This is a genomic window from Psychromonas sp., from assembly GCF_047632955.1.
In the GTDB taxonomy this organism is placed as follows: domain Bacteria; phylum Pseudomonadota; class Gammaproteobacteria; order Enterobacterales; family Psychromonadaceae; genus Psychromonas.
This window is the reverse complement of sequence record NZ_JBLIED010000006.1, coordinates 96,499-110,103: the sequence shown is the minus strand read 5'-3', so window position 1 is coordinate 110,103 and position 13,605 is coordinate 96,499. Positions and strand designations below refer to the sequence as shown.

The 13,605-nt window shown below is 42.0% G+C and carries 9 protein-coding genes; 2 read left to right on the top strand and 7 right to left on the bottom strand.

What is annotated here, in order from left to right:
* Positions 1-52: 52 nt before the first annotated feature.
* The 7 genes from ACJAZP_RS06500 to ACJAZP_RS06470 form a co-directional block, all read right to left on the bottom strand.
* Positions 53-1,972 carry a DUF3466 family protein gene (locus ACJAZP_RS06500; protein WP_415229929.1) on the bottom strand — a complete coding sequence of 640 codons (1,920 nt, stop codon included), beginning with the start codon at positions 1,970-1,972 and terminating at the stop codon, positions 53-55.
* Positions 1,973-3,889: an ABC transporter ATP-binding protein gene (locus ACJAZP_RS06495; RefSeq protein WP_415229928.1), complete on the bottom strand. Its 1,917-nt coding sequence runs from the start codon at positions 3,887-3,889 to the stop codon at positions 1,973-1,975.
* A 17-nt stretch (positions 3,890-3,906) separates the two neighbouring features.
* Complete coding sequence (locus tag ACJAZP_RS06490) at positions 3,907-4,143, bottom strand: glutaredoxin family protein (RefSeq protein WP_415229927.1); 237 nt, start codon at positions 4,141-4,143, stop codon at positions 3,907-3,909.
* An 8-nt stretch (positions 4,144-4,151) separates the two neighbouring features.
* Positions 4,152-6,410, bottom strand: coding sequence for a bifunctional 23S rRNA (guanine(2069)-N(7))-methyltransferase RlmK/23S rRNA (guanine(2445)-N(2))-methyltransferase RlmL (gene rlmKL, locus ACJAZP_RS06485; protein ID WP_415229926.1), 2,259 nt, complete (start codon positions 6,408-6,410; stop codon positions 4,152-4,154).
* Positions 6,411-6,579: 169 nt separating this feature from the next.
* Positions 6,580-7,812 carry an ABC transporter substrate-binding protein gene (locus tag ACJAZP_RS06480; protein WP_415229925.1) on the bottom strand — a complete coding sequence of 411 codons (1,233 nt, stop codon included), beginning with the start codon at positions 7,810-7,812 and terminating at the stop codon, positions 6,580-6,582.
* A gap of 16 nt (positions 7,813-7,828) precedes the next feature.
* Positions 7,829-9,271, bottom strand: a complete 1,443-nt coding sequence (locus tag ACJAZP_RS06475) for an ATP-binding protein (RefSeq protein ID WP_415229924.1) — start codon at positions 9,269-9,271, stop codon at positions 7,829-7,831.
* Positions 9,272-9,396: 125 nt separating this feature from the next.
* On the bottom strand, positions 9,397-10,122 hold the full coding sequence (locus ACJAZP_RS06470; RefSeq protein WP_415229923.1) for a response regulator: 726 nt from the start codon (positions 10,120-10,122) through the stop codon (positions 9,397-9,399).
* A gap of 587 nt (positions 10,123-10,709) precedes the next feature.
* Between ACJAZP_RS06470 and ACJAZP_RS06465 the strand changes: the two genes are divergently transcribed.
* Entirely contained in the window at positions 10,710-12,134 is a 1,425-nt protein-coding gene (locus ACJAZP_RS06465) for a diaminobutyrate--2-oxoglutarate transaminase family protein (RefSeq protein WP_415229922.1), read from the top strand.
* A complete protein-coding gene (locus ACJAZP_RS06460) occupies positions 12,124-13,605 on the top strand; it encodes a pyridoxal phosphate-dependent decarboxylase family protein (protein WP_415229921.1) in 1,482 nt (493 codons plus the stop codon). The genes ACJAZP_RS06465 and ACJAZP_RS06460 overlap by 11 nt, the downstream gene beginning before the upstream one ends.

The following is a 13,605-nucleotide window of genomic DNA, read 5'->3' as shown; positions in this document are numbered from 1 at the left end:
ACTTCAGGATTCAATATCCTGAAGTGCTTTGCAGATTTAATTAACCGTATTTTTATTTAATAAAGCGGCGAATCAATAATACCGGCAGTGCAAAAATCCACAACCAGAAACTTGCCGCACCGGAGCGCTCATAGGAATCATCTGTATCCATCAAGTCTGAATCCCAACAGTTCGGACTGTCGTCGGGTGAACTAACGGCGGTATTACGGGTTAATTTCAACATTATTTCAGTTGAATTAGTTTCATTGGTGTAATCTGAAGCGTTGTTATATTGCCATCCTTCAGCTAATACATAATAGAGACCATCGGCATCCATATCGCTAATCACCCTCGCACTACGAATTTTATAGTACGGAGAGGTGACAACACCATCAGTATCTTCGCTACAAATAAGATCATTAATGTACCAGCTGTCACCTGAATCATTATCATATAAAAAGGCAGCTTGGATTCGCGGACTTCCTCCGGTGACGGGATCAGTTTGATCATAGTCATCAACCTTACCGACAATCAAGCCTGATTCATTAATATCATAGGCTTGGCTATTCGCACCAGTTTTAGCACTGCTGTCACCAGCCAATCGCTGCTCAGTTGTTAATACTTTTTTATCTTCCAATGGAAAACTAATGCTGTCATTATCAATATCATAAATAAAAAACTCAGTGGGTTTATTCACCGATTTTGCAACGTTATATTCACGGTTACCGATAACAATATTAGTGTCTGTAATCGCGATAGCCCATGTATTGTAAATCGTATCACCTTCATCACTTGCGTCTTCAATATCCCGAGCTGCATCGGTTAATTCTATCGGTGCGCCATAATCAGGATTACCATCGGTATCATAAGTAACAGTATCACCGGTATCATAGGAGTCATCGCCATCGGCATCGCTATAAGGCGTCATAATAATAGCACGCTGGCGAGCCCCCGTCGCTGCAGAGCTATATTCAAAAGTGGAAACGCCGACAGCAATACCCGATGCATTTATATCTAGCGCGCTGGCACTGTATGTCGCATCGGAACCGTCATTATCATCATTATCATCAAGCCATTCACTTGCAAGTTCAAAACCCTCGATATCTTGAGTTGTATCTGTTAAATCGGTCACATCCCAAGCCCAGGCCTGAGTATCAAAACCAGGACAATACACTAGTTCATTAATAGTAGAAGTTTCGTCATCTTCATCACTGAAAAAACAGTTCTGGAAATATTCCTGCACATCATCGCTGTCATCATCTTCAGGAAGTGAAATACTGCCGGAACCCACTACTAAGGTTTTTGTAACGCTGTCAATGGTAACTTCTTTAATCTTATAGGCACTGCTGAAGCCGCCGTTGGCGTCAGAAGCATCGTCATCACCAGTATCAGTATAAAATTCAGGTAATAGTGAAGTAACCTCATCACTGCCCTGGTATTTGAAAAATGCACGGCGAACAAAATCCCGTTCATAAGAAGAGTAAGGTGCCGAAGAATAACCGACAACAAATTGACTCTCGCCACTGTCTCCCGTGACATCTGTCACTTTGATATCTGTTGTATAATATCCTAAATCATAGGGCAGCTCTTCCGTACTGTAACCATCAACGACACTATTGCCCATCATATAAGTACCATATGAGCTATCTTCAGCATCGGATTGTGCATTACGCCATGCCTGAGAAGCATTGTCATAACTTAAATCACCGTAGGTTTCTGAGCCGGAAAACTCAACTTCACAAAACGCATCATCATACTGACAAGCGCGGTTAAAAGTGAACGGCAAACCAAGGTCTATCTCTCTTGATAAGGAGGTCTTCATGGAATAGGTACCGAGAAAAGTACCATCGTCCGACATGGCAGAAGGATACGGTCCATAGCTGGCATCGTCTGCAGTAACACTGATTATTTCGGTACTAAAATAAGGGTCTCCGGCCCAACTGTTCGCCGACAGTAATAATGCCAATCCGGTCAGGGGTAGTTTATATCTCATTTAACTGTTTTCTCCATTTTGCAGTCCTTCTAACTCTTCCCAACGCATAAATGTTTTTTCAAGCTGCTCTTCGGCCTGCGCAAGTTGTGCTAAAAAAGCATCTGCTTCTGTTTTGTCTTTGGTAAAAAATTCCGGCGTATTGATCGTTGCCTGAAAACTTTCTACCTTTTCTTCCAGCTCTTCCAGTAAACGCGGTAAACCATCCAGCTCAAGTTGTAATTTGTAGGATAATTTTTTCTTGGCGGCCGCTTTTACAGGCGCCTTCTCTTTTTTAACTTGCGCTTTGACGTGGCTAACCACAGGTTGAGCGGGTACTTCACTTTGCGTTTTATGGCGCATAGCGTCACTATAACCACCGACAAACTGTTGTACATTACCATTACCGTCAAAGAACCAGGTATTAGTGACGGTATTATCAACAAAACTACGGTCATGGCTGACCAATAATAAGGTTCCCTTATAATTGGCTAACAGCTCTTCTAATAACTCCAGCGTTTCGACATCGAGATCGTTGGTAGGTTCATCGAGAATTAATAAATTACTGGGTTTTAAGAAAATTTTGGCAAGTAACAGACGATTTTTTTCACCACCCGATAATGCTTTTACCGGTGTTCTGGCGCGCTCGGGGTGGAACAAGAAATCTTGCAAATAACCTAATACATGGCGTTTAATACCATTCACTTCAACTTCCTGCTTACCTTCAGCGAGGTTATCCATTACCGATTTTTCAGGATTTAATTCACCCCGGTATTGGTCAAAGTAAGCAACATCAAGCTTAGTACCGCACTTTATTTCGCCTGCATCGGGCTGTAATTGGTTCAGTAATAATTTAAGCAAGGTACTCTTGCCACAGCCATTTCGGCCGACTAATGCAATTTTGTCACCGCGCATAATCGCGCAGGAGAAATCACGGACGATACATAACTCATCATAACTGTAAGCCACATGCTCGGCTTCGAAAATAATTTTCCCGGAACGTGTGCCGGCATCGATATTAATTTTCGCTTTACCCATCACATTTTGACGATCTGCGCGTTCATTACGCAGTGATTTAAGCACACGAACACGGCCTTCATTACGGGTACGACGGGCTTTTATACCCTGACGGATCCATTTTTCTTCAATCGCCAATTTACGATCGAATTCAGAATTCTGCTCTTCTTCAACGCGTAATGCTTCTTCTTTGGCGATTAAATACTCATCGTAACCGCCTGGCCAGGAGCTTAAATTACCACGGTCAATATCAATAATACGGGTTGATAAACGGCGAATAAATTCCCTGTCGTGGCTGATAAAGATAATCGCGCCCTGAAAACTGAGCAAAAATTCCTCTAACCACTCGATGGTACCGACGTCGAGGTGATTGGTTGGCTCATCAAGCAGCAATAGGTCAGGGTCATTCACCAATGCTTTGGCTAAAGCGACTTTACGTAACCACCCTCCGGATAACTGATCCAGCGTTGACTCGGGGTCGATTGCCAAACGATCTAATATTTGATTGATTTTACTGTCTAACTGCCAGGCATCCAACTGGTCGATTTGCTCCTGCAGCCTTTGCAGTTTATTTAGCTGTTTTTCACTGCAGTCTTCTGCAATAACATGCAGTTGGTGATGATATGCTTTTAATATTTCACCTGCATTTTCCATACCCGAAGCCACAAAATCATAGGCACTCAGGGTACTGGCTGTGGGTGGATCCTGTTCCAGACGTGCAACTTTAACATCGGTATTGATCAATAAGGTGCCATCTTCAAGTTGAATACGACCGTCTAATACTTTTAATAGGGTTGATTTACCTGCGCCATTACGCCCAACCAAACAAACACGTTCATTAGGTTCAATAACCAGGTTGGATTTATTTAATAATGGGTGATCACCAAAGGCGAGCTCTGCGTTGTGTAACGTTAATAATGCCACTAAACTACTCTTTTTAATTAAAGATGAAGGTTGATAAAATCGTTTAACTGCTGCAAATCAAATGGCCAGTTAATAGTATTGCCGTTTTCACTTTGAATAACCGGAATACTGTAACCGTATAACGCCACTAACTGCGGGTCATCGATAATATCGACTTTTGAATATGAGACCGATGTCTGCTGCAATAATCGCTGTGCATCATCACATAAATGACAGCCATCGGTAAAATATAATAACAAATGCTTTTGCGCCATTAGTTATCTTAAAGGGTATGCTTGGTTAGAATCCAGCACTGATGAATTTTGCTGTTACGTTTAAAGTCTTCCGGTATCGAGGACTGACTGATATCTTTCACGTAAAAACCCAATGCTTTAACAGCATCAACGTCTAATTTAAAACCACGTTTATTATTTGAAAAAATAATTTCACCCTGAGCATTTAAACGCTCACTGGCAGAGGTTAACAGTGCAACATGATCCTCCTGCACGTCAAACACATCACTCATACGTTTAGAATTTGAGAAGGTCGGCGGATCGATAAAAATAAGATCATACATGTCATGGGCATGCTGCAGCCATTTGATACAGTCCTGCTGGATAAACTCATGTTTACCTTCAATGCCGTTTTCTGCAAAGTTATCTTCGCCCCAGGCCAGATAGGTTTTAGACATATCAACGCTGGTGGTGGATTTAGCGCCGCCCAATGCCGCATGCACGGAAGCGGTTGCCGTATAACAAAAGAGATTTAAAAAATCTTTATTTTTAGCCATTTTGCCAATCAGCAAACGAGTCGGACGATGGTCTAGAAACAGCCCGGTATCTAAATAATCCTGCAGATTAACCAGCAGTTTAGCCTGTCCTTCATGAACCACTAATGACTGTTTTTTGGTATCGAGTTTTTCGTATTGCTGACGCCCTTTCTGACGCTCACGTACTTTAATAACCAGCTTATCATCGGGCAGGTTTAATACGTAGCGTACCGTTGAGACAACATCTAGAAAGCGGCGGCGTACTTTTTGTGTCTCAATCTCTTTGGGAGCACGGTATTCTTGAATAATGATATATTCAGCATAACGGTCAATGGCAACGTTATATTCAGGCAAATCGGCATCGTATAAACGGTAACATTCAATTCCTTCGCGTTTTGCCCATTTTTCCAGTTGTTTCAGATTTTTAAGTAAACGGTTAGCAAACCCTTCAGCATAAATAGCCGGTTTGATTTGTTGAACCTCTTTAAAAATCAGCTCAGACTCATTCTCGACGGCGGCTTCAACGCCTTTTTCATTTTGCCCCATGGTCCAGGGGTTGATAGGCTCCGGGCTGCTTGTATTGGTCTTGGCCGGAGTCGCTAGCGCGACAGGTTCAACGACTTCAGCGCTACGTTTTGGTGAAATACGGTAATTCTTAAGCACACATTCAATCGGGCCATTAAAGAATTTAAAACTTTTACCGGCACGCATTCCTAAACAACTTAATAGTTCAGTGTCCATGGCAAACATAGATAAATTCCAACCGGCAAAGGCATCTTTAAAATGAAAACCAAGCTCAGTATAAAGTGTGATGGTATCACTGAAACTGCCTAAACGTTCTCCGTAGGGAGGGTTAGTTATCAGCATTCCGGTTTCCAACTCTTCGGGTGGTAATACCTTTTTAGCATCGGTCACAGAAAATTCAATGACTTCAGCAACCCCTGCCCGTTGTGCATTTTTGCGCGCTATTTCAATCATATCTTTGCTTAAATCAGAGCCGTAAAAACGTGTTTCACACTGATTAACCGCGCGACGGCCATAAACTTGAGCGGATGTTTTAAGGGTTTGCCAGCATTCCTGATCGTGTTTTTTCCATTTTTCAAAACCAAAGGTTTCACGCAATGAACCCGGTGCGATATTTAACGCCATCATGGCCGCTTCAATAACCAGAGTACCTGAACCACACATGGGATCTAAAAATGCCTCACCCTGCCAACCACTGCGTTTAATAATACCGGCCGCTAAGGTTTCACGCAGAGGCGCTTCACCTGCGATAGTACGGTAACCACGAAGGTGCAGCGGCGAACCCGAAAGGTCTAAATAAATCGTTGCTTTGTCTTTCCATAAACGGCCGTTAAAACGAATATCTGCATCGCGTTTTTGAACATTTGGACGCTCATCAAAGTGTTTACGGAAACGATCCACAATGGCATCTTTAATTTTCAACGCACCAAACTGGGTATTACGAATTTCCTCGTTGGTACCGGAAAAGTCGATAGAGAATGTTTTATCAACATCAAAATGCGTTTCCCAGGGAATGTTGCTGCAGCCTAAATACAAATCCATTGAATCCAATACTTTGAATTCACTGAGTTTTAATAATACTCTTGAGGCAAAACGAGACCATAAACAAACTTTATACCCTTGCTCTAAGGTGCCCTCGAATTTCACGCCACCATTCATCTGTTGCGGATTTTCAATACCCATCTCTTTCAGCTCGACTTCAAGCAGAGGGGCCAACCCTTTAGCAGTAGGGATAAAATAACTTAACATATAGGATCTCACGGTGTAATAGAAGAATAAAATGGGGCGTATTATACCCCTAAAAGACTATTATCCCAACATAATTAATCTCGATCGATCGGCTGTTAGCTGTCGGCTGTCGGCGGTCCGGGCATTCTTGCATTATGGCCTTCTTTAAAGCGTTCCGGGGTGCTCGAAATTACTCCTTGATTGCTCTAATTGCCAGTGACAGATAGTTGACCGTATTGGTTGCATCTGCAGCAGGGTTATTAAAATAGTTGCTTATTATTTTGATCATAATATTTTGCAGATAGCTGGTGCTGGCTAAATTTTGAGTAAAAGAAGGGACCAATTCGCCAGAATTAAAGTCGGCGAAAGATTTATGCGAGCATTGATCAAATTTAACCATATTGATGCCTTTTCTCACGGGAATTGAACCCTTGGCAAGATTAAAATCGGCTTGAAATTTCTCGCTTAACAAGGTATCAGCAAAGCCCCGTTGTATTTCCCGCGGCGTTTTTGACCCGTTTTTTTCAAAGAATACAAAGCTGTCGATATTGTAACTAAAAAGTCCCTTACTTTCAGGGACATCGACGCAGATGTAATCCACCATCGCTGTTTTCCCCTGAGCATTCCACATGCCCTTTGCCCAGTCGCCCATGAACTGCATACCGGCCTTATTGTTACTAATAAGCTGGCTCGCCTGATACCAATCTTTTCCGCGCATACTACTATCCGTATATTGATGTAAGCGTTTAAATTGCTCAAACACATGGATCATTTCCGGTGAAGTTAAAACCGCCTTATCATGCTCAACAAAGGCTTGTTTATACTTTTCAGCCCCTAATAAAGACAGTGCCATGGATTCAAATAGCAGCGCATCCTGCCAGTCGGTACCACCATGTGCGATGGCGATATAACCCGCCGCCTTTATTTTATCCGCAATATCGAAAAAACTATCCCAGGTTGTCGGTACAGGAAGGGACAATTGATCAAAAATGGCTTTATTAAGCCATAACCAATTAACGCGGTGAATATTAATCGGGACGGCCATATATTTGCCGTCAACGGTCACCGTCTCGCGAACGATTTGGGGCAGAATTTGTGGCCACAAGCTGGTATCCGTAATCTGCCCGATCTCCTCAAGCATGCCAATTCTTGTCCACTCGCCAATATCAGGACCTTTGATTTGTGCGACATCGGGTGGATTCCCCGAAAGTGCGCGCATATGCAATACTCGAACAGCACTTTCCCCGCCTTCACCGACAATCGCAAAATTATTCCATTTTATATTTTCCTCAAGCAACGCCTTTTCAAGTATGGCTTGTGCTTCAGTCTCTCCCTTAGCTGTCCACCAGTGAAGCACCTCTATGTCAGACGCATAAACATTAGCAATACATAACAGCGCCAGCAGTAAGGTTAAACATTTCATACAGCATCCCGCTTTATCATAAATTAGACTTGTAAATTCTTGGTAAGGTGATGATCACCTCTAACCCTCCTTCATCGCGATTAATAAGATGTAACTGACCGTTATGTGCATGAATAATATTACGTGAAATGCCCAGGCCAAGTCCATAACCCTGCTGATCATCATGTAAACGGCGATAGGGTGTAAATATGTCCTGAAGCTCTTTAGCCGGAATACCCGGACCATTATCTTGAATTAACAACTGCAGACTTTCATCACTGTCAGTCAGATAAACCTTTACTGAGTGGCCATACTTAACACCATTATCGATTAAATTAGAAAGGCAGCGTTTTAATGCCAGAGACTTACCGCGATAAGGTTTAATTTCCCCGGCAATAATCTTTATATTATCCGGTTGTGAACTGCTGATCTGATCCAATAGTTTAAGCACATCAACTGATTGGATATTTTCATGAATATCGGTATCTTTGACCGTTTGTAGTGCGCCCTTAACCAACATTTCCAGATCGTCCAAATCGTGATTAAAGGCGACTATCTGCTTTTCATTATCCAGTAATTCCACACGTAATCTTAAGCGCGTAATGGGGGTTTTTAGATCATGGGAAATAGATCGAAATAACACTTCGCGATCTTGTATATAACGTTGTAATTTTTGCTGCATGCGATTAAATGCACGGGTTGCAGTCACTATTTCCGAAGCACCCTCTTCTTCGATGGGTTTCTGGTATAAATCAATACTCATTTCAGCAACGGCAAGGGCTAACTGCTTAAGGGGGCGGGTTTGCCAAAAAAAGAATAAACAGATGAATACCAGTAAAATGCAGGTAGTAAATACCAGCGTAATGATCTGTTGAGTTGATATAATTGAGTTTTGTGAAAGCAGATAAGGAGGCGGTAAAATGGCCGCCAGATAAAGCCATTCATTCTCTGCCACTTCCACTTGCATCACTAACACCGGAGGTTTAACGGAAGGAATAATCAAAGAATAGGCGCCCCAGGAAGGTGGCAAATCTTTTAATAAAACATCATTTTTCAATACATGCAAATCATCGGGATGTGAAAATTCTATTTGTAACTTTTTTTGCGTTGAAATTCGTCGCCGAAGCACATCCTCAACGGTTTTTATAATATCATTTTTTAAAACACTGTCGGCGATCGGCTTGATATTGATTAGTTCGTTATTTAATGACACAAAAAAACGGCTACCGCCTAAATCTCGAAGTTGCTGTAGCGCTAAATAACGGTATTGCAGAGGTAGGTCTTGAAAAAACGAAATAGTGCTTAGGGCATTTTCAGCTAAATTATTAGCATTTAAAAGCACCGATTTTTCTTCACTTTCAGCAAACTGATTTACCCAAAAAAAACTGCTCATCGCCTGTGCGACGATAACCGATAACATGGTCAGCAATAACATTCGAGAGACTAATGATCTGAACAATAAACGCAAATAAACCATCATAGATAGGGCCTGTTTATGTAGGATGACAACAGGACATAAGTGCTGTCTTGTATAAAAAACTGACCAACCGTTGGCAAAATAATCCGCAAAGATAAACAGCCCCTAAACCTGCACGGCTGAAAATATTAATTTTTTTCACTGACATCGGCAATAAAGACGTAGCCGGCTCCGCGGATCGTTTTGATGATTTTGGGTGATTTAGCGTCATCCTTTAAACACTGACGCAGGCGGCTTACATGGACATCAATACCGCGCTCATTAGCAAAAGCATCCCGGCCATGCAAGGCCTGGCAAATCTGATCTCTTGAAATAGCGCTGTTGGTGTTTTCTAAAAACAGATTGAGCAATTGAAAATCGGCACCGGTTAATGATATTTCCTCATTATGCTGATCGATTAAAGTATGCTGTTTAGTATCAAGCTTCCAGTTTGAAAACAGTAAATAACGCGCTTTTACAGACGTTTTATTTTCCTCAGTGGAAAACTGTGTGCGTCTTAATAAGGCTTTAATACGTGCCAGTAACTCGCGGGGGCTGAAGGGTTTAGCAATATAATCATCGGCACCAATTTCCAGGCCTAAAACGCGGTCCATTTCATCAGAGTTAGCCGTTAACATAATGATCGGCACGTGGGACGTCTGGCGGATTCTTTGGCAAAGGATAAAACCGTCATCACCGGGTAGCATAATATCCAGTATAATTAAATCGGGTTGATGGTTTGCTAGCTGGTCATCCATTTCTCGGCCGTCTTCTGCGGTAATGACATCAAAGTTATTCTTTGATAAATATTCCGCTAACAGTTCACGTATTGCCTGATCATCATCGATCACTAAAACTTGTTTATTATTGGTCACATCTATTGCCTTCAAAAACAAAAATTAATACTCATTATTTCCAAGATGTTAACGCAATCTTTTTTCAGTTAACAGCCGCACCACTAATTAATGGCTAAATAAGTCAGACTCTCAGCATAACATTTTTAAATGTGAGAAGAGTATCCCAAAATATTTTCCGGCAATGCTTTACTTTGCCGCTGAAAATATAATTTTTACACTTAATTTTAATATTAAAATCAGTATCTAACAAAAAAAAGTTAGATACTCTGTTTTTTACACTTGCCAGCAAAAAAAACGATGATAAAATGCGCGCCCTAACACGTAAAAAAATCTATTTCTGCGGGTTTTAACACAACATTCAGTACAGCTGAAAATAATAATAGGAGCGTAATTAAATGTATCTATCAACCTTACTTAACCACGCGACAGCCCTATTTTTTATTGGTTATGCTGCCCATCACGCTTCATACCATACCTATTTAAACTCCCTAACTGAACCGTGATTTAAGCGGTTAACCCCAAGTATCACTCTCATTTTCTAAAAGTGAGTACAATCACTTTAGCTCCATTTTATGAAGCACTTTAAAATATTTAAGGATCCCGTTATGCAAAACGTCCTGAATTTGACGCCTGAAACAACTTTCTCAAACGATCAAGAAATCCCAGTATTGAACGAATTATATAATTTGACACCTGACAATGTTCTTTTAAGCCAGGAACATTATGAATCAGAAGTGCGTTCATATCCGCGTCGTTTGCCGCTTGCGATTAAAAATAGTCGCGGTGTTATTATTGAAGATACCAAAGGCCAGATTTATTTAGATTGTCTTGCAGGTGCGGGTGCTTTGCCCCTTGGATACAACCATGCCGAAATCAATCAAGTGATGATAGCACAACTCAATCAGGGTGTGCCTTATCAAACATTGGATATTACCACGCCGGCGAAAGACAAATTCATTAAAACGGTGATGCAGTTTTTACCCGCTAATTTTGCTAAAAATGCGCGCATTCAATTTTGTGGTCCTTCCGGAGCAGATGCCGTGGAAGCATCCATCAAACTGGCAAAACTTTATACTAAACGTAATACCATGATCTCCTTCCATGGTGGTTATCACGGTATGACTAATGGTGCGTTATCCTTAACCGGTAACCTCGGTGCTAAAAAACGTCGTAGCGGATTAATGCCCGATGTGCATTTTTTCCCTTTCCCATACAGTTTGCGTTGTACCTTTGGTATGGGCGGGATGGAAGGTGTTAAACAAAGTATTCGTTATATAGAATCGGTTTTAATGGATGATGAAAGTGGCATTACTAAACCTGCAGCTATTATTGTTGAACCTATTCAGGGTGAAGGTGGGGTTAATCCGGCACCGGCTTTGTGGTTACAGGAACTGCGCCGCATTACCACTGAACAGGGTATTTTGTTAATTTTTGATGAAATTCAGTGCGGTATCGGTCGTTCCGGAGATAATTTTGCTTTTGAAGAGTCCGGTATTGAACCTGATATCCTGATCTTATCCAAAGCAATCGGCGGCGGCATGCCAATGTCGATTATTTTATACAACAAAAAGTTTGATTGCTGGAATTCAGGTGAGCACACCGGTACTTTCCGCGGCAACCAGTTAGCAATGGCGAGCGGTGCAAAAACACTGGAAATTATCCAACGTGATAACCTCACGGAAAATGCCAAACAACGCGGTGAGCAGCTGCGCGGTTTATTACGCGACATTCAAACCGAAACAGATTGTATTGCAGAAGTGCGCGGACGCGGTTTAATGTGTGGCATTGAAATAGTCAAAGCGGGTGAATTTGATACTCTTGGTCATCCGGTCAGCGATCCTAAGCGTACATCACTGATTCAGCGTGCGGCATTAGAGCGTGGTTTAATCATTGAAAAAGGTGGCCGAAAAGGTGCCGTTTTACGCTTTTTACCACCTCTAATCATCAGCGAAACCCAAATTAACTTTGTCGCCGAAACCCTTAAAGCCGCCATTCTATGTACGCAGGATAAAATCATTGATGCAAGCTAATTCACCCTGGTCAAAGCACTTTATCCAAGTTGCCGGGGTCGACAACCAAGCCTTTTCGCTAGCAAGCCAACAGGCCCTTGATAGCATTAATGCACTGTTTGCGCAGTGCACTAAGCCCTATTCCGGTTTGTCGCCAAATTTGTTAAAAGAAGCAATTTATAACAGCAATTTAGATAAGGTTGAACCGCTGCAGCAGGTTATTGAGCAAACCAATAACCTGATCGCTAAAAATTCAATCATGGTCCAGCACCCGCATTGTATTGCCCATCTTCATACCCCGCCGTTAATCTCGTCGGTGGTCGCTGAATTTTATATTGCGGCATTAAACCAATCAATGGACTCATGGGATCAGGCTTCTGCTGCGACATACCTCGAGCAGTTTATTATTGATTGGCTGGTAAAAACCTACGCGCTCGGCGATGCAGCCGATGGTGTTTTCACCAGTGGCGGCACGCAAAGTAATTTGATGGGGTTATTATTAGCCCGGGATTGGTTTGCAGATAAACACTCAGGGCATAATATTCAGCAGGACGGTTTACCTGATTACGGTAATAAACTGCGCATTATCTGCTCGAACAAAAGCCATTTTACCATTCAAAAATCCGCATCATTAATGGGCCTTGGGGAACGTTCGGTGGTTTGTGTTAAAACCAATGTTCAGGGGCAGATGGATACTGAGGATTTACAAAATACCCTCGATGCTTTACTCGCGCAGGACTTATTGCCAATGGCGGTGGTTGCCACCGCGGGCACCACGGATCACGGTGCAATTGATGATTTACAAAAAATCGTACAAATCAGTCACGATTTGGGGCTCTGGTGCCACATCGATGGCGCCTATGGCGGTGCATTAATGCTCAGCCAAAAACATAAATCCCGTCTGCTGGGCATGGAATCAGCAGATTCCGTGAGTGTAGATTTTCATAAACTCTTCTATCAAACCATCAGTTGTGGCGCTTTATTAATCAAAGATAAAACTAACTTTAAAAGTCTTCTGCACCACGCAGACTACCTCAACCGCGAAGGTGATGAACTGCCTAACCTGGTTGATAAAAGTATCGCCACCACCAAACGTTTTGATGCGCTAAAAATGTTTATGACCTTAAAAGGGGTTGGTGCTAAGGCTCTGGGCGAAATGTACGATGGGTTAGTTGAACTCACTCAGGCGGTGGCAAAATCCGTGCAGCAAAACAGCCATTTTGAGCTCTGTTGTGAGCCTTTATTATCAACTGTTTTATTTCGCTTAAGCAGCCAATATCAAGGTGCGCTATCACTTAATGAGTTTAATCGGTTACAGCAAAGATTACGTTTACAATTATTAACCGATGGCGATGCCGTGATTGCAGAAACCAAGGTTGACGGCAAAATTTATCTTAAATTTACGCTGTTAAACCCCTGTTTAACATTAAACGATTTTGATGATCTGTTTAAAAAAATCCAAACCCATGCACAACAATTAATAAACACTTAA

What these genes read in the sequence shown, in the direction of transcription:
- ACJAZP_RS06500 (WP_415229929.1), bottom strand. Translation starts at nt 1,972, where the DNA reads ATGAGATATAAACTACCCCTGACCGGATTGGCATTATTACTGTCGGCG.
- ACJAZP_RS06490 (WP_415229927.1), bottom strand. Translation starts at nt 4,143, where the DNA reads ATGGCGCAAAAGCATTTGTTATTATATTTTACCGATGGCTGTCATTTA.
- rlmKL (WP_415229926.1), bottom strand. Translation starts at nt 6,410, where the DNA reads ATGTTAAGTTATTTTATCCCTACTGCTAAAGGGTTGGCCCCTCTGCTT.
- ACJAZP_RS06480 (WP_415229925.1), bottom strand. Translation starts at nt 7,812, where the DNA reads ATGAAATGTTTAACCTTACTGCTGGCGCTGTTATGTATTGCTAATGTT.
- ACJAZP_RS06475 (WP_415229924.1), bottom strand. Translation starts at nt 9,271, where the DNA reads ATGATGGTTTATTTGCGTTTATTGTTCAGATCATTAGTCTCTCGAATG.
- ACJAZP_RS06465 (WP_415229922.1), top strand. Translation starts at nt 10,710, where the DNA reads ATGCAAAACGTCCTGAATTTGACGCCTGAAACAACTTTCTCAAACGAT.
- ACJAZP_RS06460 (WP_415229921.1), top strand. Translation starts at nt 12,124, where the DNA reads ATGCAAGCTAATTCACCCTGGTCAAAGCACTTTATCCAAGTTGCCGGG.